General features: G+C 72.0%; 27 protein-coding genes. 4 read left to right on the top strand and 23 right to left on the bottom strand.

Annotated elements, in window-relative coordinates; translation table 11 throughout:
• Nucleotides 1-19 precede the first annotated feature (19 nt).
• From ACF1A1_RS24610 to ACF1A1_RS24630, 5 genes are all read right to left on the bottom strand, one after another.
• Nucleotides 20-2,170 (bottom strand): HelD family protein, encoded by a 2,151-nt coding sequence (locus ACF1A1_RS24610; RefSeq protein ID WP_392002749.1) that lies wholly within the window; start codon nt 2,168-2,170, stop codon nt 20-22.
• Nucleotides 2,171-2,240: 70 nt separating this feature from the next.
• Entirely contained in the window at nt 2,241-2,858 is a 618-nt protein-coding gene (locus tag ACF1A1_RS24615; RefSeq protein WP_392002751.1) for a TetR family transcriptional regulator, read from the bottom strand.
• Between the two features lie 299 nt (nt 2,859-3,157).
• Nucleotides 3,158-4,165 carry an ATP/GTP-binding protein gene (locus ACF1A1_RS24620; protein ID WP_392002753.1) on the bottom strand — a complete coding sequence of 336 codons (1,008 nt, stop codon included), beginning with the start codon at nt 4,163-4,165 and terminating at the stop codon, nt 3,158-3,160.
• An 84-nt stretch (nt 4,166-4,249) separates the two neighbouring features.
• Nucleotides 4,250-5,026, bottom strand: a complete 777-nt coding sequence (locus ACF1A1_RS24625; protein ID WP_392002755.1) for an HAD family hydrolase — start codon at nt 5,024-5,026, stop codon at nt 4,250-4,252.
• A complete protein-coding gene (locus ACF1A1_RS24630; protein WP_392002756.1) occupies nt 5,016-6,146 on the bottom strand; it encodes a phosphotransferase family protein in 1,131 nt (376 codons plus the stop codon). Before ACF1A1_RS24630 ends, ACF1A1_RS24625 begins: the two co-directional genes overlap by 11 nt.
• A gap of 193 nt (nt 6,147-6,339) precedes the next feature.
• Between ACF1A1_RS24630 and ACF1A1_RS24635 the strand changes: the two genes are divergently transcribed.
• On the top strand, nt 6,340-7,323 hold the full coding sequence (locus ACF1A1_RS24635) for a hypothetical protein (protein ID WP_392002758.1): 984 nt from the start codon (nt 6,340-6,342) through the stop codon (nt 7,321-7,323).
• 3 nt (nt 7,324-7,326) lie between these two features.
• On the opposite strand, the gene ACF1A1_RS24640 is transcribed toward ACF1A1_RS24635, so the two are convergent.
• The 5 genes from ACF1A1_RS24640 to ACF1A1_RS24660 all read right to left on the bottom strand — a co-directional run bounded on the left by ACF1A1_RS24640 (nt 7,327) and on the right by ACF1A1_RS24660 (nt 12,140).
• Complete coding sequence (locus ACF1A1_RS24640; RefSeq protein ID WP_392002760.1) at nt 7,327-8,091, bottom strand: HAD family hydrolase; 765 nt, start codon at nt 8,089-8,091, stop codon at nt 7,327-7,329.
• The gene (locus tag ACF1A1_RS24645) at nt 8,040-8,915 is read right to left on the bottom strand and encodes a winged helix-turn-helix domain-containing protein (protein ID WP_392002762.1); all 876 of its coding nucleotides are present in this window, start codon (nt 8,913-8,915) and stop codon (nt 8,040-8,042) included. The genes ACF1A1_RS24640 and ACF1A1_RS24645 overlap by 52 nt, the downstream gene beginning before the upstream one ends.
• 22 nt (nt 8,916-8,937) lie before the next feature.
• Complete coding sequence (locus ACF1A1_RS24650; protein ID WP_392002896.1) at nt 8,938-9,774, bottom strand: GntR family transcriptional regulator; 837 nt, start codon at nt 9,772-9,774, stop codon at nt 8,938-8,940.
• 391 nt (nt 9,775-10,165) lie between these two features.
• On the bottom strand, nt 10,166-11,422 hold the full coding sequence (locus tag ACF1A1_RS24655) for a GNAT family N-acetyltransferase (RefSeq protein ID WP_392002763.1): 1,257 nt from the start codon (nt 11,420-11,422) through the stop codon (nt 10,166-10,168).
• A 124-nt stretch (nt 11,423-11,546) separates the two neighbouring features.
• Nucleotides 11,547-12,140: a hypothetical protein gene (locus tag ACF1A1_RS24660; RefSeq protein WP_392002765.1), complete on the bottom strand. Its 594-nt coding sequence runs from the start codon at nt 12,138-12,140 to the stop codon at nt 11,547-11,549.
• Nucleotides 12,141-12,298: 158 nt separating this feature from the next.
• Here ACF1A1_RS24660 and dtd point away from each other — a divergent pair, with 158 nt between their 5' ends.
• On the top strand, nt 12,299-12,724 hold the full coding sequence (gene dtd / locus ACF1A1_RS24665; protein WP_392002766.1) for a D-aminoacyl-tRNA deacylase: 426 nt from the start codon (nt 12,299-12,301) through the stop codon (nt 12,722-12,724).
• A 562-nt stretch (nt 12,725-13,286) separates the two neighbouring features.
• Nucleotides 13,287-13,532 carry a hypothetical protein gene (locus ACF1A1_RS24670; RefSeq protein WP_392002767.1) on the top strand — a complete coding sequence of 82 codons (246 nt, stop codon included), beginning with the start codon at nt 13,287-13,289 and terminating at the stop codon, nt 13,530-13,532.
• A 69-nt stretch (nt 13,533-13,601) separates the two neighbouring features.
• On the opposite strand, the gene ACF1A1_RS24675 is transcribed toward ACF1A1_RS24670, so the two are convergent.
• From ACF1A1_RS24675 to ACF1A1_RS24700, 6 genes are all read right to left on the bottom strand, one after another.
• Nucleotides 13,602-14,567 carry a YgfZ/GcvT domain-containing protein gene (locus ACF1A1_RS24675; protein ID WP_392002769.1) on the bottom strand — a complete coding sequence of 322 codons (966 nt, stop codon included), beginning with the start codon at nt 14,565-14,567 and terminating at the stop codon, nt 13,602-13,604.
• Between the two features lie 10 nt (nt 14,568-14,577).
• Nucleotides 14,578-15,030 (bottom strand): Fur family transcriptional regulator, encoded by a 453-nt coding sequence (locus ACF1A1_RS24680; protein ID WP_392002771.1) that lies wholly within the window; start codon nt 15,028-15,030, stop codon nt 14,578-14,580.
• A gap of 16 nt (nt 15,031-15,046) precedes the next feature.
• Complete coding sequence (locus ACF1A1_RS24685; RefSeq protein ID WP_392002772.1) at nt 15,047-15,622, bottom strand: FABP family protein; 576 nt, start codon at nt 15,620-15,622, stop codon at nt 15,047-15,049.
• A 233-nt stretch (nt 15,623-15,855) separates the two neighbouring features.
• A complete protein-coding gene (locus ACF1A1_RS24690) occupies nt 15,856-16,803 on the bottom strand; it encodes a hypothetical protein (RefSeq protein WP_392002773.1) in 948 nt (315 codons plus the stop codon).
• Nucleotides 16,800-17,630 (bottom strand): hypothetical protein, encoded by an 831-nt coding sequence (locus tag ACF1A1_RS24695; protein WP_392002775.1) that lies wholly within the window; start codon nt 17,628-17,630, stop codon nt 16,800-16,802. The genes ACF1A1_RS24690 and ACF1A1_RS24695 overlap by 4 nt, the downstream gene beginning before the upstream one ends.
• A complete protein-coding gene (locus ACF1A1_RS24700; RefSeq protein ID WP_392002776.1) occupies nt 17,627-18,508 on the bottom strand; it encodes a hypothetical protein in 882 nt (293 codons plus the stop codon). Before ACF1A1_RS24700 ends, ACF1A1_RS24695 begins: the two co-directional genes overlap by 4 nt.
• Before the next feature lie 99 nt (nt 18,509-18,607).
• On the opposite strand from ACF1A1_RS24700, the gene ACF1A1_RS24705 reads away from it, so the two are divergent.
• Nucleotides 18,608-18,970 carry a DsrE family protein gene (locus tag ACF1A1_RS24705; RefSeq protein WP_392002778.1) on the top strand — a complete coding sequence of 121 codons (363 nt, stop codon included), beginning with the start codon at nt 18,608-18,610 and terminating at the stop codon, nt 18,968-18,970.
• Here ACF1A1_RS24705 and ACF1A1_RS24710 read toward each other — a convergent pair.
• From ACF1A1_RS24710 to ACF1A1_RS24740, 7 genes are all read right to left on the bottom strand, one after another.
• Nucleotides 18,964-19,224: a DUF3099 domain-containing protein gene (locus ACF1A1_RS24710; protein WP_392002780.1), complete on the bottom strand. Its 261-nt coding sequence runs from the start codon at nt 19,222-19,224 to the stop codon at nt 18,964-18,966. The genes ACF1A1_RS24705 and ACF1A1_RS24710 overlap by 7 nt on opposite strands.
• Before the next feature lie 108 nt (nt 19,225-19,332).
• Complete coding sequence (locus ACF1A1_RS24715; protein WP_028421436.1) at nt 19,333-19,620, bottom strand: DUF1416 domain-containing protein; 288 nt, start codon at nt 19,618-19,620, stop codon at nt 19,333-19,335.
• Between the two features lie 50 nt (nt 19,621-19,670).
• The gene (locus tag ACF1A1_RS24720; protein WP_392002782.1) at nt 19,671-20,516 is read right to left on the bottom strand and encodes a sulfurtransferase; all 846 of its coding nucleotides are present in this window, start codon (nt 20,514-20,516) and stop codon (nt 19,671-19,673) included.
• Between the two features lie 136 nt (nt 20,517-20,652).
• The gene (locus tag ACF1A1_RS24725) at nt 20,653-20,733 is read right to left on the bottom strand and encodes an Ms5788A family Cys-rich leader peptide (protein WP_350751515.1); all 81 of its coding nucleotides are present in this window, start codon (nt 20,731-20,733) and stop codon (nt 20,653-20,655) included.
• A gap of 199 nt (nt 20,734-20,932) precedes the next feature.
• Nucleotides 20,933-21,667 carry a DUF2993 domain-containing protein gene (locus ACF1A1_RS24730; RefSeq protein WP_392002784.1) on the bottom strand — a complete coding sequence of 245 codons (735 nt, stop codon included), beginning with the start codon at nt 21,665-21,667 and terminating at the stop codon, nt 20,933-20,935.
• A 100-nt stretch (nt 21,668-21,767) separates the two neighbouring features.
• Nucleotides 21,768-23,210, bottom strand: a complete 1,443-nt coding sequence (locus tag ACF1A1_RS24735; RefSeq protein ID WP_392002785.1) for a hypothetical protein — start codon at nt 23,208-23,210, stop codon at nt 21,768-21,770.
• 2 nt (nt 23,211-23,212) lie between these two features.
• Nucleotides 23,213-23,467 carry a MoaD/ThiS family protein gene (locus tag ACF1A1_RS24740; RefSeq protein ID WP_392002786.1) on the bottom strand — a complete coding sequence of 85 codons (255 nt, stop codon included), beginning with the start codon at nt 23,465-23,467 and terminating at the stop codon, nt 23,213-23,215.
• Nucleotides 23,468-23,469 lie beyond the last annotated feature (2 nt).

A 23,469-nucleotide genomic window follows, 5' to 3' on the forward strand; every position in this document is an offset into this window, starting at 1 on the left:
GCCCACGCCCCCCACGGCCCTACCAGGGCACCCCTCTCCCCTCCACCACCTCCAGCCGCGACACGGCCCGCGTCAGCACCACGTACAGCCGGTTCAGTCCCCGCTCCTCGGCCTCCGCGATCGCCGTCGGTTCGACGGCGACGACGTGGTCGTACTCGAGGCCCTTGACGGCGGTCGCGGGGACCACCGTCACCCGGGAGGTGGGGTCCTCGGGGCCGGTCGCGGTGGGAATGCCGGCCTCGGTGAGGCACCGGCGGACGCGGGGCGCGTCGGCGTCGGCGGTGATGACGCCGATCGAGCCCTCGTGGGTGAGGGCGTCGCGGACGGCGGCCACCACCGCCTTCGGTACGTCGCCCTCCGCCCGCCGGATGCGGAGTTCGCCGTCGCGGCGGAGGGAACGGGCGGGCGGTACATCGTCGTCGAGGCGGGCGAGGAGGCGGTTGGCGAGGGCCAGGACCGCGCCGGGGACGCGGAAGCCGGTGGTCAGCGGGACCACCTTCGCGTCGGGTTTGCCGAGGTGGGTCAGCAGGTCCCGCCAGGAGCGCGCGGCCCAGGGGGTGGTGCCCTGGGCGAGGTCGCCGAGGACCGTGAGGGAACCGAAGGGCACCCGGCGCGCGATGGCCCGGCACTCCATCGGGGAGAGGTCCTGCGCCTCGTCGACCACGATGTGGCCGTAGCCCCGCGGGTGGTCGAGGAGCCCGGCCACCTCGTCGAGGAGGACGAGGTCGGCGGACGACCAGCGGGCGGACCTGACGGAGCGGGGCGGGCGCGGCCAGAGGAGGGCGTCCCGTTCGCCGGGGTGCAGGAGGCCGGTCGACCACCGCGTCAACTCATCGGAGGAGGCGAGGAGTCGGTGGACCAGCTCCTCCGGTCGCACCTTCGGCCACAGCTCGTCCACGCACGCGCTCACCGGCCGCGCCCGCTCCATCGCGCGCCGCCAGGAGGCCGGGCGCGGCCCGCTGCGCCGTTCGGCCTGCTCCTGGATCCGGCGCACGATCCGGCTCCGCACCCGCTCGCGCCCGACCTCGTACGGCGGTTCCTCGGCGAGGACGTCGGTCACGATCCGCGTCAGTTCGTCACCCGTGACCCGCCGGCGGTACGAACCGTCCGGCACGGTGAGGTCGTCCGCCCCGTCGGCGGTCACCCTGCCGTACAGCGCCCGGCGCAGCACCTCGGCCATGCGCGGGTCGTGCTTGACGGCGGCGGTGGGCGCGGGGTCGGTCGCGGTCACCGGGTGGCGGGCGATCTCGTCGGAGAGGGTGGACTGCCGCACGCCCGTCTCGCCGAGGGAGGGCAGGACCTCGGCGATGTAGGAGAGGAAGGTGCGGTGGGGGCCGAGGATCAGCAGGCCGCCGCGGCGGAAGCGCTGGGGGTGGGTGTAGAGGAGGTACGCGGCGCGGTGCAGGCCGACGGCGGTCTTGCCGGTGCCGGGAGCGCCCTGCACGCACACGGACTCGGTCGGCTCGGCCCGTACGAGGTCGTCCTGCTCGGGCTGGATCGTCGCCGCGATGTCACGCATCGGCCCGACCCGGGGGCGTTCGATCTCACGGGCGACGATGGCGCTCGTCCGGGGAACCGCGGGCTCCGCGAGCCTTAGGGACTCCCCGGGCCCACCGGGCTCGCCTGGCTCACAGGGCTCTCCGTGCTCCCCCCGCCCGAGGTGCTCGTCCTCCAGGGCGGTCAGGTCGGCGGAGTCGCCCCGGCTGCCCGGCGCCCAGCCGAAACGGCGGCGGACGGCGACGCCCTGCGGGTCGCGGGCACTGGCCTGGTAGAAGGCGCGGGCGACGGGGGCGCGCCAGTCGACGACGAGGGGCGGGGCGGCGGGGTGCTCGCCGATGCGGACGCGGCCGATGTGGTAGCCGAGGCCGTCGTGCTCGCCGCCGGCGCCCTCCGCGTAGTCCAGGCGGCCGAAGAAGAGGGGGCCTTCGGGGAGTTCGCGCAGGGACTTGGCCCGGCTGCGCAGCCGGTGGCCGAGGACCTCGGCGTCGGCACCGGAGGCGGAGACGTCCTCGCCGGTGACGACCTGGAGGTCGGCGCCCGCCAGCATCGCGGCGAGCGCGGCGCGGCAGGCGTCGTGGTGGGCGCGTTCACGGAGGAGGGCGGCGTGGAGGGCGGGCGCCGGGCGGGGAGTCTGCGGGTCGTCCTTCGGGGCGGGGTCGGGTGACGTCATACGGACGAGCGTACCCATATTCCGTAACCGAGTTAAATTTCTTACCGTGATTCATTACCGGCCCTCCGGGCTACGCCAGGTGCGCCAGCCCCGCTTCCAGCGCCCCGAACGCCCGCTCCGCCGCCGCCACCGCGTCCGGCCGTACGTCCTCCACCCGCTCCCCCGCCGCGATCCGCCGCCAGTTCTCCTGGGCGAGGATCCGCCGTACGGCGACGATCTGGCCGGCCGCGAGCCGCGCGTCGAGGTCGCCGCCGAGGGCGTCGGCCAGGGCGGCCTCGGACCGTTCCAGGTGGGCGTGGAGACGGGCGACCAGCGACGGGGTGCCGTAGAGCAGGGCGTGGAAGGCGCGGACGTCCGGATGGTCGTTGAGGCCGGTGACGGGGTCGGCGGCGGCCAGGCCGTCGAGGAAGTGCCGGCGCAGGGCGGCCAGCGGCGCGACCCCGTCCGCCCGCGCCCCGGCGACCACCTCCGCCGCCTCCCGCTCGTGGTCGGCGATCCGGTGCAGGACGAGGTCCTCCTTGGCCGGGAAGTACCGGAAGAGGGTCGGTTTGGAGATCTCCGCCGCGGCGGCGACCTCGGCGACGGACACCGCGTCGAACCCCCGCTCCACGAAGAGGCGGACGGCGACGTCCGACACGACCTGGTACATCCGCCGCTTCTTCCGCTCACGCAGCCCGGTGTCGCTCATGGGGGGAGCCTACGCAGCCCGGCCCGGCCGCCGCGGTCGGCGAGGCATGGACGCCGCCCCGCTCCCGGTCACCCAGCCGCTTCGGCCGGCCCGGGCCCGGGGTGCGCGCGGGGCGGCGGGGGCCGGGGCGAGCGGGAGCCGAGGCCGGGTGAGGGGATGCGGCGCCGGTGACGGGATGCGGCGCCGGGAGGAAAGGGAGGGCGGTGAGGAAAGGGAGGGCGGTGAGGGGAGGCGGGGGCGCCTGCGGTTGCCGGGGGGCGCGCGGTCGTGGGGAAGGCGGTGCCGGCGACCCGCCTGTCTCAGCCGGCCGACCGAGAACCCGGGCCGTCGCCGGTGAGGGAGCCCACCGGCAGCGGGTGCGCCACGTCCCAGAACGTGTCGAAGAACTCCCTGCGCCGGTTGATGATCTCCCGGGACCGCGGACCGTCGTCCCGGTGCCAGCGCGTCAGGAGCGAGTCGTACCCGATGAGGTCGAGCAGCCGGTCCGCGCCGTCCCCGGCCGCCCCCTGCGCCGGGACGGCCGGGCCGTACTCGTCGGGTCGCAGCTCGATCCTGTCGTAGATCCCCTCGAACGCCTGGTCCCGGTTGACGAGATACAGCTTGAGCACGGGCGACATGTGCAGCACGCGGAACTCCACCGACAGGGTGCCCTGGCCGTGGTGCTGCATGCGGCCGATCATCCCCTTCAGATCCGCCTCGTAGCCCGCGATCTTCCGCACCAGGTGCGCCCGGAATCCGGAGGCGTCCGCGGCCCCGCCGTCCGCCCGCACCAGGCCGGGCACCTCGATCGGCTTGGTGAAGTCGGGCACCAGGACCCGGATCGACACCGAGCGCCGGGGGTTCGGGGGCAGGCTCCCCAGCAGCTGCTTCAGCGGTACGGCGAAGGTCTCGCCGGTGAAGCCCAGCGCGGCGAGCTGGACGTCCTCCCCGCTCCACAGGGCCTCCCGGAACTCGTCCGCCAGGGCGCTCGGAGAGACCTCCGCGCCCGCGTGCGGCCGCTGGGCCGCGCTGAGTTCCGCGACCCCCTCGCTCAGCACCCGGATCGTGTCCCGCAGGTTCCCCGTCGCCTCCCGCTGCGCCTCGTGCGCCGAGTTCAGCCGCTGCACCTCGCTGTAGAGCACGTAGCCCACCAGGCTCAGCAGCGCCCCGCCGATGTAGACCTTCCCCTCCAGCGCGTCACCGACGGGCTTGACGAACTGGGCGACCAGACCCACGACGAAGACGGCCAGCAGCAGGAGCCGGGACACCGTGCTCTCCGCCTGCGCCCACCGTGCCGCCACCCTGCTTCTCAGTGATGTCTCCGCCACCAATTCCCCCTGTGCGCACGCGCCTTGGAACGAGCCTGCTCATGGTGCACGGTCGCGGGCCGGGTCAGGAAGGGCACACCCCGATCACACCCGGTCTCCGCCGCGTCCGCCGGCGCCGTCCTGCCCCGCCGCCCCGAGCAGCTTCGCGTACGACCCCAGCACCACCTTCGCCCCGGCGTCCCGCAACCGGGCCCGCTTGCCGGCGTTGCGGCCGTAGCCGATGAACCGGACACCCGCCCGCTCCGCGGCCTCGACGTCCGTCGGGGTGTCGCCGATCATCACCGCGTCGCCCGGCGACAGGTCCAGGTCGCGCAGGGCCCGGTCCAGGACGTCGGGATGCGGCTTCATCAGGCCGGGGTCGGCGGTGCGGCCGTGGACGGCCGCGAAGTACTGGCGCAGACCGTGGGCCCGGAGGTAGTGGTCGGCCGCGCGCGGGGCGTTGTTCGTGACGACGGCCAGCCGGGTTCCTCGTCCGGCCAGCCAGCGGACGAGGTCGTCCGCCCGCGGCGTGGGCCAGGCGATCCGGGCGGCGTCCAGCTCGCCCCGGGTGACGAGTTCCTCCAGGAGTTCCGGGAGGTCCCCGAGGTCGCGTTCCCGTCGTGCCCGGTGCACGGCGTGCAGCACCACGTGCGGGTCCTTGTCCGTCCGCTCCCGTCCGGAGAGGACGTCCAGGGCGCCGTGGGACTCGACGCAGCGCCGCAGGGCGTCGGCCACCCGCATCGACGAGCCCAGCGGGAAGAGCCGGCAGAGGGGCCCGTCGAAGTCGAACAGGACGCAGGCGACGCCCGGCCCGCCCACGCCGCCCGCCAGGAGCTCCCTCGCGTACTCGACGTCGTCGACGTCGTCGAGATCAACATCCATGCCGTTCCATCCGCTCCTCGGTTCGCCCCCGATGGTCCCCGTGCCACTGCCACAGTGCCTCCACGACCGCGTCCTCGCCGGGGACATCCGGCAGTCGCAGCGGCTCGCGCGCCCTGAGCAGTGCTCCGCGTATCCGTCCGGCCGCGCCGGACAGGTCGTTCCCGTCCGGGGCGGCGGGCAGCGCCTGCGCCGCCCGCATGATGTCGGGAAAGACCGACTGCGCGTACTCGAAACCGAGATAGACGGGCAGGTCCCGGTCCAGGCCGGCCATCATGTCCGGGTGGCCGCCGCGCTCCATGGCGTTCGCCCAGCTCTCGACGGCCAGCTTCCGTTCCACCGTGTCATAGCCCATGCGGACCACGTGGGTCGCGAGATCGTGCAGCGGGTCTCCGTACAGGGCGAGTTCCCAGTCGATGACCGACAGACGCTCCCCGCCACGCGTCCGCGCGACCACCACGTTGGCCCGGTGGACGTCCGTGTGGAGCAGGGCGAACGGCCGACGGCTCAGCTCTGGCACGGTCCGCAGGAAGCGCGCCATGGCGTCGGCCGGAATCCCCACCGCGTCGAAGAGCGTGCCGAACCGCGGCCGGTTGGGCTGGTGCACCCGCTCCTCGGTGAACCGGGCGAGCCAGCGCAGGAAGCCGTGGGTGTCGCCGTCGGCCGGCCAGTCCGCCGGGAGCGGGGGCAGCGCCGCGGGCGGTATGTCCGCCAGCCACACGAAGAACTGCGCCAGGGCCTCGATCCTCGCCTCACCGACCGGGCCACCGGGGCTCACCTCCGACAGCGCGTGTCCCGGCAGGTACTGGTGCAGTGCCCAGTCCCCGTAGTCCACCAGGCAGGCCGGCACGTCGTCCACGTGCTCCCCCACCACCCTCAGTACCTCCGACTCCCGGGGCCAGATCCGGGGTGCGACCTCGACCGCGACGAGTGGGGTACGGAAGTTGGCGCGCGTCGCCCCCGACGGCATGCCCAGCAGGAACGCCAGGACCTGGCCCAGGGGCGCGATGACGTTGACGTTGTGGTGGCCCGTGACCCTCTCGCCCGCAGGGCTGCGCCGCCGGACCTCCGCGAGGGGGCGGACCAACGCTCGATGCGCCCTGCGAAGCAGACGTTGCCGCATGACCGCAGAGTAGCGCCCCGGGTGTCTTCGTCGCCGTGCGTCACCACGCATGCCCCGACCGCCGCCCCTGTGCCGTGCTCACTCTGAACCGACCTTCTAGTGCGCCGGAGTTGGCCACGGCATCATGGTTCCCCAGGAGGCCGGCAGACACCCCTGCCGTTTCCCGTCCGAGGCTCACCACAGGGGGTAGTGAGTGTCTCCTCGCCCTTCGGGTGGCGGCAGCACGTCCCGGCTCGACCGCGTCCGGCAGTCCCTGAACGAGTGGAAACCCCGCGTCATCAAATGGCTGCTCGCCCTGGTGGCGGCGCTCGCCCTCGCCGCCGAGATCATCGATCCGCTCGGCGACGCGCTCAAGGGCCAGGGCTTCCTGGGCGGATCGTTCGCCGCGCTGATCGCCCTCATCCTCTTCGACGCCATCAGCGACTCCGAGCCCCGGGAGGTCTCGGGCGTCTACGTCCTCGCCAACCTCAACGACCTGCGCGACCCGTTCCGCGAGGCGTTCGAGGCGCGCCACGTCCGGGTCGACTTCTCCGGGTTCACCATGCAGACCCTGATCGACCTGCTCAGGGGTCCCCTGGAGCGGATGGCCGACGAAGAGGTGCGCACACAGGAACTGACGCTGCGCGTCATCATCGCCCACCTCAACCTGCCGATGAGCCTCCCGGGCCGGCTGGATCCCGCCCCGGAGGGCAGCGGACACCCGCCCGGGACCCTCTACTTCGCCGACTCCCCGGAGAACCGCCAGCGCATGCGGGAGGACTTCACCAAGCCCCGCTGGAACGACCTCAAGGACCTCCTCGACCGGGTCCACGAGCGGAACCCGAGGATCGCGATCTCCTGCGAGGTGCGGGAGTCACCGCAGATACCGGAGCGCAAGTTCTACATCCTGAACCAGGAGAAGATCTTCTACGCCCCGTACGGGATCGTGGACACCCATGTGCGCTGGCACGACGCCCCGTACCGCATCCTCGACACGGCCGGCTTCGGACTGCGGTACGGCAAGGCCCGCATCATCGGCTGGGACGCCCGGTCGCCCTCCCGCTCGACCCAGGCGATCGCGGAACACCACATGGAATGGCACCGCAACCTGTGGGAGAAGCTGGACTACATCAAGCCCGAGACCCCCGTCATCGCGGACCCTCGGTGGGTTCCGCCGGGGCGGCGGGGGGCCCGGTGAGGATCAGGCCCCGGGGCGCCGCCTCAGCTCCCGCAGCACCGTCTCCAGTGACCTCACCACCGTCGTGACGCCCGCTTCCCTCAGGAGTCCCTCCTTGCGCTCGTTGCGCGCGTAGCCCAGGAAGGGCACCCCGGCCTCCCGGGCCGCGACGAGGTCCGACGGGGCGTCACCGATCATCAGGGCGGCCGAGGGCGCCACGCGCATCGCGGACAGGGCGCGGTGCACGCAGTGCGGGTCCGGTTTGAGGAGGTGGCAGTCCTCGGTGCGGCCGTAGATGTGGGGTGCGAAGCAGGCGGTCAGACCGCGGCTCTCCAGGTACGTGAAGACCACCCGGGCGGAGTTGTTCGTGGTGACCGCGAGCCGCGCTCCCAGCGCCGTCCACGTCCGTATGAGGGGGTCGGCCCAGGCCGTCGGCATCGCCGAGGAGGCGGCCCGCAGCTCCTCATGGGTGAGCCGCTCCTCCAGCTCCGCCCGCAGATCGCTGCCGAGGCGCCGGCGGTCCACTGCGCGCAGGACGACCTGCGGGTCCGGCGACTCCCGCTCGGTCTCCGTCAGCAGGCCCAGCAGGCCCCGCCCCGCCAGCCACTCCACCAGCCCGTCGGTCACCCGCTCCGCCGAATGGCCGGCGAACAGCCGGCAAATCGGCCCGTCGAAGTCCCAGAGCACGACGCGGGCACGCGCGACCAGTTCTCGGAGCTCGTTCGATTCGGAGGGCACTACTTGAGTGTCAGGTCCGTGGTGATGGTTTCCCAGAGGGCGTCGAACCATTTCTGCGACTCCTCCACGAAGGCAGTCTCCCTGGGGCTCCGGCCCGCCGCGAAGGAGAAGAGCAGGGACTGGAAACCGAGCGTGTCGTACATGTCCAGCGTTCCGTCGTCGACCGACTCCTCGCGGCGCGTGACCAGGTAGTACCCGATCAGCGCCTCCCTCCCGTCGAGGAGGTAGAGCTTGATCGGCGGGGTGAAGGGCAGCGCACGGAAGGTCACCCGCACCTCCAGGCCGTGCGTCGAGCGCAGCGCCATGAGGTTGTGCCGCAGCACCTGCGCCTGGGCGTTGCGCATCGAGAGCCAGCGCTCGTGCACCGAGTCGTCGTCGCCGTGCCCGTCGACCGGCACCGGGAAGGCGAGGCTGATCTCGCGGGACGGCAGCAGAACGCGGACGTCGATCCGTCGCGGGCGGATGCGGCCTTCGTGGATGAGGCGCAGTGGCTCGCCCAGGGCGAGCATGAGGCTCTCGGCCGTGAGGCAGGCGGCGTCGATCCGGACGTCCGGCGCGGTGAAGGCCTCCGTCAGGCGGGGGGCCAGCGCGACCATCGTCGGCTGGGGCTCCTCCCGTTCCGGGTTGCGCGGCACGGCGATGCGCGGCGGGCTGCCCTTGCTGACGTTGGTGAGGAGGCCGTCCTCCTGGAGGACCCGCAGGGCCTGGCGTACGGCACCGCGCTCCACGCCGAACTCCTCGGCCAGTTCGGCCTGGGTGGGCAGGCGGTCGCCGGCCCTGAGGTCTCCGACGCGAATGCGTTCACGCAGCACGTCGGCGATCTCCTGCGGGGTGAGCCGCCTGCTGCCGTTCACTGCCGTCTTCTCCTCGGTCACCCGCTCACGGTACGGCTCTTCGTCACCTCGTCAGGTGCAGTTCCGTGCTGATGGTCTCCCACAACGAGTTGAACCACAGGTGGGACTGTTCGACGAAGGCGTTGTCGCGCGCTCCGGCACCCGCCTCGAAGCTGAACAGCATCGACCGGGAGCCCTCGGTGCCGTACGTCTCCATCCGCTCGTCGCCGACCTCCGTCGCCCGGCGGCCCAGGGTGTAGTAGGCGAAGAGCGCCTCCGACCCGTTGAGGAGGTAGAGCTTGACGGGCGGGGTGAAGGGCAGCGCGCGGAAGGTCACGTGCACGTCGACGCCGTGCGTGGAGCGCAGGGCCAGCAGGTTGTGCTGCATGACCTGTGCCTGGGCGTTGCGCATCGCGAGCCATTGCCGGTGGACGGGATGGTCGTGGCCGTGCTCCCCGACCGGGACCGGGAAGGCGAGGTCGATGTCCCGGGACGGCAGCAGCACGCGCACGTCCACCTTGGCCGGTTTCAGTCGCTCGGCATGGATCTGACGCAGGGGTTCGCCGAGGGCGAGAGTCAGCGTGGCCGAGGTCAGGCACACGGCGTCGATCTCGACGTGCGGGACGCTGAAGGCCGCGGTGATCCGCGGGGTCAGGGCCACCGCGGTGGGCAGCGGCGGCGCCGAGGAGTCGACGAGCGCCATGGCCGGGGTGGGGGCGACGGTCGCCGGGCTCCCCTTGGACATGTTGGTCAGCAGGTGCTCGCTCTGCAGGATCCGCAGGGCCTGCCGTACGGTGCCGCGTTCCACGCCGAACTCGTCGGCCAGCTGCGCCTGGGTGGGCATGCGCTGGCCGGGCCTGAGCTCACCGGACCTGATCCGGGCGCGCAGCACGTCCGCCACCTCGGGGGGTGACGGACGCGGTCTCCGTCGACCGTTGAGCACGGCGCTGTCCGACTTCACAGCAGAACACTACAACTTTGCGCCATCTTAGGGCAGTTGCTCAATAGATGGTTACAAGACACTTCCAAGTTGGGACAACTCTAACTAAGTTGGCAACCAACTAACCCAACATGGCTGTAGTTCGCGGGGTTGGTCGGACTCCCATCCGGAGGGGAGCCGGGAGCCCGGCCGTTCAGTGAGCACCGCGCAGCCACAACCGAACAGCACAGCCACAACTGAAGAACGGGCACCACCGCACAGCCACAACTGAAGAACGGCACAACAGAACCGCCAGCTCGACAGTCACCGCTACGGATCACCGAGATGGCACGGTCGGCGACAGGAAGGAGCCTCAGAACATGTCCGGGCACCAAGGCCGCCTGGACGTACGCAGCAGGGCGTCGGCCGACCGGGCGGCGCCCGCTCGTTCTTCCCGGACCCGCCCCAGCGCCGCCAGTCGCACCGCCGACTCGTCGCCCAGCCACAGCTTCGCGAGCTCGCCCACGTCCAGCGAGAGCTCGGCGCTCTCCGTCGTCGGCGCGCAGGACCCGCCCCGCGGTGACGCCTCCAGCCGGTAGCGGCCCCCCGCGAGACCTCCCGGGTCGGCCACCTCCAGCACCAGCGATCCCTCACCCCCGTACGTCCGCGCCTCCAGAGCCCGCACGACGTCCAGGATCCGCACCCACAACCAGTCCGACTGCGCGGTGATCCTGGCCGACCGCGGGTCCGGCAGCAGGAAGGGGAGCAGGTCGTCGGGGGCACGCCAGCCGCTCTTCACCGTCGTGACCCAGTCGATCGAGCAGAGGTAGCGCCACAGGGCGCGCTCGGCGGCCGGGGTCGCCGCGAGCAGCCACTTCACGGACACCGTGTTGTGCGGACGCTTGTCGGGCCAGTGGTCGTCCGCGGTGTACGCGGCCAGGCCCTCGACCTCGCCGTCCGGCGAGCGGTACAGCACGTGGAAGGGCTCGGTCCACGACGGCTCGAACCGTACGACGCCGGTGCTGAGCTGCCACCACAGGTCGGTGCGGCTGACGGCGCCCGGCTGGGCACGGCGGATCCGCTCGTGCAGGTCGGGGCCGAGCTTGCGGACGTCGTCGCCGTCGACGAGGTCGATCCGGCCGCCGGCCTCGTCCTGGCCGGAGCGGCGGGGGTCGAGGCCGGTGCGCGGCACGTCGACCGTCCACTCGGTCGCCCAGGTGGCGGGACCGAAGCCGTACCGGCCGTAGATCGGGTACTCGGCGGAGATCAGGGTGGCGACGACGGCCCCGCGGTCCTTCGCGGCCGCCAGGTCCTGGCCCATCATCCGGCTGAGGAGGCCACGGCGGCGGTGGGTGGCGGTGACGGTGACGCCCGTGACGGCGTTTGCGGGGACGGACGCTCCGCCGACGGCCGTGAGCTGCTGGTCGAAGGACCGGAAGGTGGCGACACACCGGCCGGCGTCGAAGGCGCCCAGGTAACGGCTGGGGGTGAACTGGGTCCGGCGGTTCGACACCTCGGGCTCGGCGACCACCGGCTCGCGCAGGAAGCCGGTGTTCACCGCGCGGAGCCACTCCGGGAACTCGGCTTCGGTGATCGGACGTACGTCGATGGCGGGTCGCGGGTCGCTCATGGGGTCACGGTAGGACGGGCCGGGGGCCGGTGTCGTGGCAGTTTCTCCGTCCCCGCCGTCCCGTCGGCCTCCCGGTCCGCCCGGGCGCCCGTTCCCCGCGGGCTGCCCTCCCCCGCCGCCCCGCCTACACCAACAGGTCGTCCACCTGCGCCTCTCCCTCCCGGTACCTGCGCGTGATCTCCGCCCCGCAGTCGTCCGCGGTCTTCTGAAGGAGCTGGCGGCGGCGGGAGACCTGCTGCTCGTAGCGGACGAGGCGGGCCATGGCCTCGCGCAGCTCGGGATCGGTGCGGGCGGCGAGGTCGGAGAGTTCGACCTCGGCCAGCATGTCCGCGGCCAGGCGGCGGTGTTCCTCGCTGTGCGGGGTGCCCAGGGTGACGTGGCGGGCGGAGGAGCGCTGGCGGGCCGGGCCGTCGGTGAGGATCTCCGACAGGCGCGTGACCACGGAGGCCTCGGCCGGCTCGGGCACGGCCGCGCTGCCGCGGCGGGCCAGTTCGGCGCGCAGGATGTCGATACGGCCCTGGAGCAGCCGTCGCAGGTAGCTGAGGTCGGCCTCGTCGCGCTGGGCGTCCCGACGCAGGCCGCGCAGCTCGGGCAGGCTCAGGCGGGACAGGTGGTGTTCGGGCGGCCCCGCGGGCGGCGCGCAGGGTGGACTGTCGGTGCGCTGCACGGGCGGACGCTGGGTGGTCGGGCCCAGCTGCCCGGTGCTCGGTGTGCTCATGTGCCTCTACCGTCCCCTCGACCGGCGTGTGGAAAGCATCGTGCCACCCCAAGTGGCCACTATGTGACCGAGTGCCCCCGAACGGCCTAGATCCGGGCCAAAGGATCAAAAAGAATCCCTGGGCGGCGGTTGCGCGGGCGCACGGCATGATGGTCCGCATGCGTGCAGTGGTGCAGAGGGTGGACGGCGCGAGCGTCGTCGTGGACGGCGAGACGGTGGGCGAGATCGCCGGCGAGGGGCTGTGCGTCCTGGTCGGTGTCACCCACGAGGACACCAAGGAGAAGGCGGCCCAGCTCGCCCGCAAGCTGTGGTCGATCCGGATGCTGTCCGACGAGAGGTCGTGCAGCGACGTCGACGCGCCCCTGCTGGTCATCAGCCAGTTCACGCTCTACGGCGACGCCCGCAAGGGCCGCCGTCCCACCTGGAACGCGGCCGCCCCCGGCGAGGTGGCCGAGCCGCTCGTCGACGAAGTGGTGGCCCAGCTGCGCGCACTGGGCGCGACGGTGGAGACGGGCCGGTTCGGCGCGCGGATGCGGGTGTCCCTGACCAACGACGGCCCGTTCACCGTACTGATCGAGATCTGAGCCGGACCGAGTTCCGAGCGGGGGCGGGTTCCGAGCGGGGGCGGGTTCCGAGCGGGGGCGGGTTCCGAGCGGGGGTCGAGTCCCCAGCGGGGTCGAGTAGAGCGGGGCCGAGTTCCGAGCCGGGCCGGCCGAGGCCGGGCGGGACAACTTCGCGCCATCCGCCCACAGTTGTCGGCAGCTCGTTTATGGATCCCGGCCATGTGGGGATAACCAGAGCTAGTTGGTTGCCAACTCGGCCATCCTGGTCGAAGATGCCCTCAGGTTTCCGGCTTCCCTGTCAGCCCAGGTGAGTTGGACGCGAGGTCGTCGACGACTGATCACCGGGGTCTGTAGCAGCAGGCCCCGGACGGCTCGGATCGCCCCGGGGATCACCACGACCCCCGGGGCAACAGTCGTGCTTTCCCTACGGGTAACGGCGGAGGCCTTCTCCCCTTCCCGGCGTATCCCTTTTCCCGTACCCGACGCGGTGTTGCCTCGCCCGGCAGGTGGGCATCTCTCCGGCACGGCCTGCGCGGCTGCTACCGCGTCGGCCGCTCACCTGGGCTGACGAAGGGAGAGGGGCATGGGACACCACCTGCCCGAAGAGCGGAGCCCCGGAACACCACCGGGGACGAGGGACGACGGGGCCGATGTCGCACGGCTGCCGGTGTCGAACGCCATCGCGGCGGTGATCATCGCCGTCGCGGCGCTCCTGGGCGGCATCGCGGTGCTGATCTTGATGCCGGGGACGCTCGAGGCGCTGGGCACCGCGGTGACGATCAGCGGTTCGGGCTTCACGCTGGCGGCGAGAATCGCCGTCCCTCGCTGACCCGGACCGGACCCACCGGCACGCTGCCGGGCCCCGCCGCACGCACGGGACCCGGCAGACGAGGGCCGCTCAGGGCTCGACCACGACCTCCTGGGCCGCCGCCGTCGTGTCCGCCACCAGGGGGGCGTCCACCGGGACGTTCCGCTTGACCAGGGCCAGGGCGACCGGGCCGAGTTCGTGGTGGCGTACGGACGTGGTGATGAAGCCGATTCTGCGGCCGTCGGGACCGTCGTCGGCGAGGCGGAGTTCGGTGCCGGAGGGCGGCAGGTGGACCTCGCTGCCGTCCAGGTGCAGGAAGACCAGACGGCGCGGGGGCTTGCCCAGGTTCTGGACGCGGGCGACCGTCTCCTGCCCGCGGTAGCAGCCCTTCTGGAGGTGGACCGCGGTGCCGATCCAGCCCAGCTCGTGCGGGATGGTGCGGTGGTCGGTCTCGAAGCCCAGGCGCGGGCGGTGCCGCTCGACGCGCAGCGCCTCGTGGGCGAGGATCCCGGCGGCCGGTCCGGCCTTCGCGGCGTACGACTCCAGGTCGGCGCGCGGGAGGAAGAGGTCACGGCCGTACGCCGTCTCGCGGACGACGACGCCCTCGGGCACCTCGGCGATCGAACCGGCCGGCAGGTGCACCACCGCGAACGCGTCCGTCCGGTCGGCGACCTCGACCCGGTAGAAGAACTTCATCGACTCCAGGTACGCGATCAGCGCGCCCTGGGTGCCGGGTTCGACGTGGGCCCAGACCGTCGCCCCGTCGTCCACCAGATAGAGCGCGTGTTCGATATGGCCGTGCGCGGAGAGGATCAGCGCTTCGGTGGCCTCGCCGACGGGCAGGTCGCTGACGTGCTGGGTGAGCAGCAGGTGCAGCCAGCTGAGCCGGTCCTCACCGGAGACCGCCACGACCCCTCGGTGCGAGAGGTCCACGAATCCGGTGCCGTCGGCGAGGGCGCGCTGCTCGCGGAACAGGTCGCCGTAGTGGGCGGCGACGCCTTCGTCCACGCCCTCGGCGGGCACGGCGCCGGGCAGGGACAGCAGGGGGCTCTTCATGAAGCCAAGCCTACGTCTCAGTAGTTGAACTCTTGGCAGCCGAACTCTTGAGCGAGCAGTCCTCGCAGCGGCCGAAGATCGCGAAGTGCTTCATGTCGGTGTCGAAGCCGAACGTCTCGCGCAGCTTCGCCGTGAACTCGGCGGCGACCTCGACGTCCGCCTCGATGACGTCTCCGCAGTCTCGGCAGACGAGGTGGATGTGGTGATGCCGGTCGGCGAGGTGGTAGGTCGGCGCACCGTGCCCCAGGTGGGCGTGACTGACCAGCCCGAGCTCCTCCAGGAGCTCCAGGGTCCGGTAGACGGTGGAAATGTTGACCCCCGACGCGGTCTTCCTCACTTCCACGAGGATGTCGTCGGGGGTCGCGTGCTCCAGGGTGTCCACGGCTTCGAGCACGAGTTGCCGCTGCGGGGTCAGGCGGTAGCCGCGCTGCCGCAGGTCGCTCTTCCAGTCGGTGCTCACCACACCAGAGAGTCTAGGACTACTTGAAGAAGGCGATGCCGTCGTCCGGCATGTCGTCGGGCAGGGCCTTGGCCCAGCGCTCGACCTCCTCCGGCGTGACGACCTTCTTCAGGTGGGCCGACATGTAGGGGCGCAGCTCCACGTCGGGGGTCTGCTTCTCGCCGACCCACATGAGGTCGCTCTTGACGTAGCCGTACAGACGCTTGCCGCCGGAGTACGGGCGGGAGGCCGCCGTACGGGCCACCGCGTCCGTGACCAGGTCGATCTGGGGCTTCTTGTCGGCGAGCTCGCCGTACCAGATCTCGATGACGCCGTCGTCGCGGGTCAGGGTCACCTCGACCTTGCGGGCGTCGTCGATCCGCCAGAAGCCGGACTCGGACTCCAGGGGCCGGACCTTGTTGCCGTCCTGGTCGAGGACCCAGGTGTGGGAGCGGTACTCCAGGAAGTCCCGGCCGTCGTGCGTGAAGGTGACCTCCTGCCCGAAGTTGCACTTCTCGGAGCCGGGGAAGTCGTGCACGCCCGCGCCCGCCCAGCTGCCGAGCAGGAAGGCGAGGGGCACGAGGTCCTTGTGGAGGTCGGACGGGATCTCGATCATGGGTGGCAGTTCCTGAACGTGGTCGGTCAGCGCTGGCCCTGGTACAGCTTCTTCACGGTCAGTCCGGCGAAGGCGAGGACGCCGACGCAGACCAGGACCAGCAGGGCTTCGAAGAAGATCTCCACGGGGTGCTCCTCGGGATGAGCGTAATGGGTTCCGTACGGACACAGGGCCGGGCCCCAGCTTACGCGGCCGGGGCCCGGCCCTCCGTGTGAGGTACGCCCTCGCGGTGGTCAGCCCAGCAGCTGGCTCTGCAGCGTCACCGTCTGCTGGAAGGGGACGGCGGCGGCCTCGCCCTTGCGGGACTGCACGATCAGCGCCACGACGTCCCCCGCGCGCAGGTAGGCCTGCCGCACGTGCTCGGCACCGTACGGCTTCACCTCGTCGTAGGCGTAGCGCGTGATGCCCTCGGGGTCGGCGTCGCCCGGATAGGCGTCGTCGAACTCCGTCTCGGCGGCGCCGCGGGCGGCGTGCACGGGGGCGTCGTACCCGGTGAGCTCGCCGTACAGCTCGTCGGCCGACCGGCCGGTGCCGAACCGGAGCAGGTAGACGCGGGTGTGCGTGCCGTCCGCGGTGGTCCAGCCGCGGGCGGCGACGTGCCGCAGCCCGTAGTCGGTGAGCAGCTGACCGACCTCGTCCCGGTCCTCCGGCGACTCGTACACCGTCAGGAAGTCCTTGGCGGCCAGCCAGCCGTCCGTGCCGCGCAGCGCCTTGTCGTCGGTCGCTCCCTCGGGCGCGGGCAGCAGCAGCGCCCTCAGGTCCGCGTAATGGCCTCCGGCGGCGTTCTCCTCGGCCAGCGGGCCGGGGCTGCCGGACGGCAACGGCGGCCGGGTGATCTCCGGGTACGCCCAGCGCCCGTCCGACTCGGTGGCGAGCCCCGGCACGTCGGTGCGCTCCAGGCCCGCGATCCCGTACGCCGTCCCCGCCCCGGCCGCCGCGAACACCACGACCACGGCGGTCCAGCGGAGCACGGCCCGCAGGAGACGGCGGTCCTTCCGCGGAGCGGGGGGCGGGAGCAGGGCGTCCGGGCCGCCGGGAGCCCGCTCGGCGGCGGGCTGCTCCCCGGGGGCGGGCGGCGCGTCCACGGTCGTCAGGGGCCCGTCCACCGTCGTCTGCGGCGCCTCCGGCCCGTCCACCGTCGTCTGCGGCGCGTCCACCGTCGTCTGCGGCTGCTCGGTCATACGGCCTGTCCCGGGTCGTCGATGCGGTCGAGTTGTGCGGCGAAGAACGTGGCAACGGCCTGTCCGCTGATCGGGTCCGGGCCGTCCGCGGTGGCGCTGACCAGGACGTCACCCACGTACGCGGTGCAGAAGGCGAGGCCCAGGTCCTCCTTGTCGCCCTTGGGCGTGAGAAAGCACCGCGCGTCCTTGTGCCCCTTGATCCGGGGGCCCTTGCGGAAGACGTCCGTGGCGGCGAGGAAGTCGTTGAAGCCGGTCGCGAGCCGGCGCACGGCGGTGCGGTTCTCCATCCGGGAGAGAGTGACGCCGACGGTCAGCTCGCCCCCGTCGCTGTAGGGGTCGTGGCGGACGAGGTAGCTGCGCATCGCCATGCCCTGGATGCGCTGTTTGTCGATCATCTTCTCCATCTCGCGCCGCGTCGAGCCGGGCAGGTCCTTGATCGACTCCTTGCTCAGGGCGACGGCCTGGTCGCCGGTGAACTCGACGTCGGAACCGAACTCGCCGATGTCGGGACCGCGCTCGTGGCCACCCGTGGAGCCGTCGCCCGCGTAGGGCAGGAACAGCGCGCTCAGCCCCGGAGCCCGGGACTTCGTGTCCTTCTCGCTCTCCGGGTCCGCCTTGGCCGCCGCCGGGAACTTCCACGTGGGTGCGCCCGGGTCGCGGTCGGCGTCCCGCACGGTCACGACCGTGAGGCAGACGCCCGCGACGAGCGCGCCGGCCAGCAGCACGGATCCGGCGACGGCCGCGACACGGCGGGGACGGACACGACGGGCGGGCTTCTCCGTGACGGGCCGGGAGTCGCTCGCGACGATCTCGGGGTTCTCGCTCACAGCTTCCCCATCTGCCGCTGGGCCAGGTCCATGATCTTCGCCTTCGGGATCGGCCTGCTGTCGTAGATCCGCACCTCCATGTAGAGGTCTCCACGCCAGGCGTGCGCCTCGGCCGAGTACAGCGGGAGGTAGCCCGGCTTGCGTTCCGGTGTGTCGTGCACGAACGCCATCCCGTCCCCGGTGCCGGGGACGGGCCAACCGCGGGTGTCGTCCTCGTCCTCGGCCCAGTAGGAGCCGTTCCCGGCCCACTCGGACGCCGCCAGGGTGTCCTCCTGGTGGAACTGGGCGAGGTAGATCTCGACGTTGTACGTCTGGCCCACCCGCCAGGTGGTCGCGGCCGCGCGGCGGAACTCGTCGCCGACGAGGTCGCTGAAGACGCTGGCCGGCCCCTGGAACGTCTCCGCGTACTCGGCGAGGTCCACCCAGCCGTCGGTGCCCACCGTGTACTCGGTGTCCCGCGCCCCCTTGGGCCGGTCGAGCAGCAGCTTGCGCAGGTCGCCGTCGGTCTTCACCTTGTGGTCCTGCGCCGCCGACAGCGGCTCGACCTCGCCCTCGGCCTGCGCGACCACGGGCTGGGAGAGCGGCGGCAGCGGCGTGGGCTCGCGCTCCGCCTGGATCAGGTAGCCGGTGCAGGTGCCGGCGACGACGCCGAGGGCGGCGGCCGCGGCGATCATCAGCGTCGTACGGCCGCGGCGGCGGGTGCGCGCCGGGGGCGCCACCTCGTCCGCGGTTTCCTGCACGGTTTCCTGAGCGGTCTCCTGGGCGGTTTCCTGGGCGGTTTCCTGGGCCCTTCCGGGCTCCGCCGCCTGCTCCCCGGCCTGCTCGTCGACCCGTTCGTCGTCCTGCTCGTCGACCTGCTCGTCGACCTGTGGCTCCACGCACGTCCCCCTCAGAACGTAAGCGCGTTCCATCACGCGCCTCACAGGAGACCCATGGTCAACACAGGGAGTTGTAAAGCCGTTGATTACGATTCGAGCATGGCGAAAAAGCTCGTGATCAAGGTGACCGCGGGGGCCGATGCCCCCGAGCGGTGCTCGCAGGCGTTCACGGTCGCGGCGGTGGCCGTGGCCAGCGGGGTGGAGGTGTCCCTCTGGCTGACCGGGGAGTCGGCCTGGTTCGCGCTGCCGGGCCGGGCCGCCGAGTTCGAGCTGCCGCACGCCGCCCCGCTGCCCGACCTCCTCGACTCGGTCCTGGCCGGCGGCCGGCTCACGCTGTGCACGCAGTGCGCGGCCCGGCGGGACATCACGGAGAAGGACGTCCTGGAGGGCGTACGGATCGCGGGCGCGCAGGTGTTCGTGCAGGAGGCGCTGGGCGAGGACACGCAGGCACTGGTCTACTGAGGGCGTTTCCTGCCGTCGAGTTCGTCCCACCACTCGTCGGACTTCGGGTCGCCGGACGGGTCGTCCCACCAGCGGTCGTCGGGGCCGCGCCGGTTGGCGACCATCGCGGCGAGCGGCGGGATGACCATCGCGACCAGGCACATCCCGACGGCCACCGGAACCGACCAGAGGCGCACGACGCCCCAGGCCAGGACGAACAGCGCGATGCAGGTGCCCATCATGGCGAAGTACGTGTGACGCCGCCGTGCGTACATGGGTCCAGGGTAGGTCCGCGGCCCCGGCTGCGGGCAGGCCGAAGGGCCGCACCCCGGGTTCCGGCCCGGGGTGCGGCCCTTCGGTCGTTCACTCGTTCACCGGTCCGTTCAGACCGCGATCGCGACCTCCGCGAGGCCGCCCTTCTGGGCGACGACGGTGCGGTCGGCGGTGGCGCCGGGGACGAGAGCGCGCACGGTCCAGGTGCCCTCGGCCGCGTAGAAGCGGAACTGGCCCGTGGCGGAGGTCGGGACCTCCGCGGTGAACTCGCCGGTCGAGTCCAGCAGACGGACGTAGCCCGTCACTGGCTCGCCGTCGCGGGTCACCTGACCCTGGATCGTGGTCTCACCGGGCTTGATCGTCGAGGCGTCCGGGCCGCCGGCCTTCGCTCCACACATGTCTTTCTCCAGAGAGGTCTTGGTCTGACCGGAAGGTCGGTCGGGTGGGATTACTTACCGGCGCCGAGCTCGATCGGCACGCCGACGAGGGAGCCGTACTCGGTCCAGGAACCGTCGTAGTTCTTGACGTTCTCGACACCGAGCAGCTCGTGCAGCACGAACCAGGTCAGGGCCGAGCGCTCACCGATACGGCAGTAGGCGATGGTGTCCTTGGCCAGGTCGACGTTCTCCTCGGCGTAGAGCTCCTTGAGCTCCTCGTCCGACTTGAAGGTGCCGTCGTCGTTGGCGTTCTTCGACCAGGGGATGTTCCTGGCGGACGGGACGTGGCCCGGACGCTGCGACTGCTCCTGCGGCAGGTGGGCCGGGGCGAGCAGCTTGCCGGAGAACTCGTCGGGCGAACGGACGTCCACCAGGTTCTGGCTGCCGATCGCGGCGACGACGTCGTCACGGAAGGCACGGATCGACGTGTCCTGCGGCTTGGCCTTGTACTCGGTGGCGGGGCGCTCGGGCACCTCGTCGCCGGGGACCAGCTCGCGGGCGTCCAGCTCCCACTTCTTGCGGCCACCGTCGAGGAGCTTGACGTTCTCGTGGCCGTACAGCTTGAAGTACCAGTAGGCGTAGGACGCGAACCAGTTGTTGTTTCCGCCGTAGAGGACCACCAGCGTGTCGTTGGCGATGCCCTTCGCCGAGAGGAGCTTCTCGAAGCCCTCCTGGTCGATGAAGTCACGGCGGACCGGGTCCTGGAGGTCCTTGGTCCAGTCGATCCGGATCGCGTTCTTGATGTGGTTCTTCTCGTAGGCGGACGTGTCCTCGTCCACCTCCACGATGGCGATGTTCTCGTCGTCCAGGTGGTCCTGCAGCCAGTCGGCGTCGACCAGGACGTCGCTGCGGCTCATGCTCGTTCTCCTCCGGGGCAGTTGCGGCGGGGGTGTGCAAGAAGAAGGGTGCGCGGCCGGGTCTCGCCGACGGCCGGCACACGGATGCCCTCGGACGAGGGCGCCGGGAGGCGCGGAAGGCCGGCGGCGCTTCCGCTCAGAAGGGGCGACAGAGCATGGCGGCGACGCGGCACAGGTCTACTGCCCGCCGCTTCGTGAGATCCGCCTGTCGCTTCATGCAGTCGATCGTAGGGATGGACAGGCGGGCGTGTCACCGGCGTGTCGCATAGTGAGATGCGATCGTCCGAATATTGGGAACGGGTGGGTGCCCGGGGCGCCCCCGCGTGGATTCCGGGTGGGTGTATCCGGCATCACATCTGCGGTACGGACGCCCCCGTCTCGCCCTTCGGACGGTTGCCGTCCATCAGGGGCGAGTACTACCCGGCCAGACGGACGTTGGAACCCTTCACCGAGAACTCCACACCGTTCTTCCCCGCCTCGACCTTGTCGAGCTGGATGCCGCCCGGCAGGTCGTCGATCTTCTGCTCGAAGTCGGTGATGGAACGCACCTCGTTCTCGGCGGCCTGCACCCCGCCGAAGCTGGGCAGCGAGTCGGCGTGCACGCGGACGGTGTCGCCCTCGACGGCGACCGAGCTGAGCACGGAGAGGGGCTGCGGCAGCTTGGTGCCGAGGACGGTCGCCTCGACGGTGACCTTGATCTTGCCGTTGCCGCCGTCGGAGAGTCCGACGACCTCGGCGGTGACGCCGGGGGCGACCTGCGTCGGCTCGCTCTTCGCGGCCTTCAGCAGCTCGGCGTACGTGATGGACGCGGTGCCGGTGGCGGTGGCCGCGGTGGCGGAGCTGTAGTCGCCGGAGAACGCGACGCCCCGCATGTTCGCCTGGAGGTCGTCGATGCGGATCTTCTGCCCCTCGGTGCCCACCGCCTCGTAGTCCTGGATGCCGACCTCGACGTCGTCCAGCTCGCCGCCGACGACCTGGGTGAGGAAGGGGAAGCCCTTGATGGACACGTCCGGGGTGGCCGAGAGGTTCTCGGTCGTCCGCAGCCTGTCCGCGGCCTCGTCCTCGGCGAAGTTCACGGCGAGGCGGTCCGCGAGCACGAAGAGACCGCCGAGGATCACGACGACGACCAGCAGTATTCGAAGTGCGCGCATTGCGGTTGTTCCCCCACCGGACGGCTGAGCGGTCAATGACCACCCACGGTAACCCTGAGGTGAGGGGTGGCCGGTGGATTGTCGATCAGCTGTGACAGAGCTATCCGAGCGCCCGTCCCAGCACGTACACCGCCGGTGCCGCCGCCGACAGCGGCAACGCCACCCCGGCCGTGAAGTGGACGAAGCGCGACGGGTAGTCGTAACTGGCGACCCGGTGGCCGATCAGGGCGCAGACCGCCGCGCCCGCGCCGAGGAACGCGCCCTCGGTCCCCAGCCCGGTCATCCCGCCGACCGCGATGCCGGCGCCTGCGGCGGCGAGCAGGGAGACGACCACCGACGCCGGGGTCGGCAGGGGCAGCGCGCGGGCCAGGACGGCGACCGCGACGGCGGCGGCGCCGACCGTCACCGCGTCCGGGTCGGCCCCCAGGTGGCCGGTGGCGACGATGGCCAGGGCGGCCGAGGCGACGGTCGCCATCAGGCCGTACATCCGCTCGTCGGGGTCCGCGTGCGAGCGGAGCTGGAGGACGAGGCAGAGCAGGACCCAGACGCCGAGGGAGCCGAGGATGGCGGCGGGTGCGTGGGCGCGGCCCGCCACGAGCAGGGCCACGTCGGCGACCAGCGCGCCCAGGAAGGCGAGGGCGATGCCCTGCCGGGCGGGCCACATGCCGTTCAGCCGGAACCAGCCCGCCGCCGTGACGGCCTGGAGGACGACGAGCGGGACGAGCAGCGCGTACGTGCCGACGGCCGCCGTACCGGACAGGAGCAGACCGAGGAACGCGGTGAGCGCCGCGGGCTGCATGCCGGGCTCGATGATCGGCGAGCGACCCTCCAGGCGGGCCCGCTGGGCGTCGGTGACGCGCGCGTTGCCGGCGAGGGTGGCGGGACCGTAGGAGGGGGCATCACCTGCGCCGCCGCCTTCGGGCCGGGGCCCGGGGGCGGGCGCGGGGGCCGTCGGCTCGGGGGCGGGGACCGGGGCGGACGCGTAGGCGGGAGGCGTGTACGACGCCTGCTGCCGTCCGTACGGGTCCTGCTGCTGCCCGTGCGGCTCCTGCTGGTGGCCGTAGGGCTCCTGCTGATGGCCGTGGGACTGCTGCTGGCCGTAGGGCTCCTGCTGATGCCCGTGGGACTGCTGCTGGCCGTAGGGCTCCTGCTGCTGGCCGTACGACTCCTGCTGCTGGCCGTAGGGCTCCTGCCGCTGGCCGTACGACTCCTGCTGCTGCCAGGACGGTGCCTGGGCGGGGTGGTGCTCGGGCCGTTGGGCGCCCGGCAGGGGGCCGCCGTACACCGGTGCCTCGCCGGTCTGCGGCGGCAGGTACGCCGTCTCCGCCGGGTCCCCCGCGGCGACCGGCGGCTGCATGCTGGTCTCCCAGGTCTGGCCCTGCCACTGCTGGGTGTACTGGAGGTGGGCCTGCGGGTCCTCGTACCCGTGCTGCTGCCCGGGCCACGCCTGCGACTGCTGGTACGGGTCATGGCCCTCGTGTCCCTGGCCGTGGCCCTGCCCCTGTCCCTGCCCCTGTCCCTGCCCATACGGCTGGTCGGTCATCGTCACCCTCCTGCGAACGGCGGGAGCACCTCGACCGTGCCGCCGTCGGCCAGCCGTACCGTCTCATGTGCGCGGGTGCCCACGGGGTCACCGTCGACGAGGAACGAGCACCGCCGCAGCACACGCACGAGTTCACCGGGGTGTCGCTGTCGCGCGGCCTCGAGCGCGTCGGCGAGGGTGGCCGCGTCGTACGGCTCCTCGGCGACACCGGCCGCGGCCTTGGCGGCCGCCCAGTAGCGCACCGTGCCCTTTGCCATCT

It is taken from the genome of Streptomyces sp. NPDC014995 (assembly GCF_043080745.1).
Taxonomy (GTDB): Bacteria; Actinomycetota; Actinomycetes; order Streptomycetales; family Streptomycetaceae; genus Streptomyces.

Bases quoted from the DNA above. Each gene is read 5' to 3' on its own strand.
- ACF1A1_RS24610 (WP_392002749.1), bottom strand. From the start codon at position 2,170: ATGACGTCACCCGACCCCGCCCCGAAGGACGACCCGCAGACTCCCCGC.
- ACF1A1_RS24615 (WP_392002751.1), bottom strand. From the start codon at position 2,858: ATGAGCGACACCGGGCTGCGTGAGCGGAAGAAGCGGCGGATGTACCAG.
- ACF1A1_RS24625 (WP_392002755.1), bottom strand. From the start codon at position 5,026: ATGGATGTTGATCTCGACGACGTCGACGACGTCGAGTACGCGAGGGAG.
- ACF1A1_RS24630 (WP_392002756.1), bottom strand. From the start codon at position 6,146: ATGCGGCAACGTCTGCTTCGCAGGGCGCATCGAGCGTTGGTCCGCCCC.
- ACF1A1_RS24640 (WP_392002760.1), bottom strand. From the start codon at position 8,091: ATGGTTCGACGCCCTCTGGGAAACCATCACCACGGACCTGACACTCAA.
- ACF1A1_RS24655 (WP_392002763.1), bottom strand. From the start codon at position 11,422: ATGAGCGACCCGCGACCCGCCATCGACGTACGTCCGATCACCGAAGCC.
- ACF1A1_RS24660 (WP_392002765.1), bottom strand. From the start codon at position 12,140: ATGAGCACACCGAGCACCGGGCAGCTGGGCCCGACCACCCAGCGTCCG.
- dtd (WP_392002766.1), top strand. From the start codon at position 12,299: ATGCGTGCAGTGGTGCAGAGGGTGGACGGCGCGAGCGTCGTCGTGGAC.
- ACF1A1_RS24670 (WP_392002767.1), top strand. From the start codon at position 13,287: ATGGGACACCACCTGCCCGAAGAGCGGAGCCCCGGAACACCACCGGGG.
- ACF1A1_RS24675 (WP_392002769.1), bottom strand. From the start codon at position 14,567: ATGAAGAGCCCCCTGCTGTCCCTGCCCGGCGCCGTGCCCGCCGAGGGC.
- ACF1A1_RS24685 (WP_392002772.1), bottom strand. From the start codon at position 15,622: ATGATCGAGATCCCGTCCGACCTCCACAAGGACCTCGTGCCCCTCGCC.
- ACF1A1_RS24690 (WP_392002773.1), bottom strand. From the start codon at position 16,803: ATGACCGAGCAGCCGCAGACGACGGTGGACGCGCCGCAGACGACGGTG.
- ACF1A1_RS24705 (WP_392002778.1), top strand. From the start codon at position 18,608: ATGGCGAAAAAGCTCGTGATCAAGGTGACCGCGGGGGCCGATGCCCCC.
- ACF1A1_RS24710 (WP_392002780.1), bottom strand. From the start codon at position 19,224: ATGTACGCACGGCGGCGTCACACGTACTTCGCCATGATGGGCACCTGC.
- ACF1A1_RS24715 (WP_028421436.1), bottom strand. From the start codon at position 19,620: ATGTGTGGAGCGAAGGCCGGCGGCCCGGACGCCTCGACGATCAAGCCC.
- ACF1A1_RS24720 (WP_392002782.1), bottom strand. From the start codon at position 20,516: ATGAGCCGCAGCGACGTCCTGGTCGACGCCGACTGGCTGCAGGACCAC.
- ACF1A1_RS24725 (WP_350751515.1), bottom strand. From the start codon at position 20,733: ATGAAGCGACAGGCGGATCTCACGAAGCGGCGGGCAGTAGACCTGTGC.
- ACF1A1_RS24730 (WP_392002784.1), bottom strand. From the start codon at position 21,667: ATGCGCGCACTTCGAATACTGCTGGTCGTCGTCGTGATCCTCGGCGGT.
- ACF1A1_RS24735 (WP_392002785.1), bottom strand. From the start codon at position 23,210: ATGACCGACCAGCCGTATGGGCAGGGACAGGGGCAGGGACAGGGGCAG.
- ACF1A1_RS24740 (WP_392002786.1), bottom strand. From the start codon at position 23,467: ATGGCAAAGGGCACGGTGCGCTACTGGGCGGCCGCCAAGGCCGCGGCC.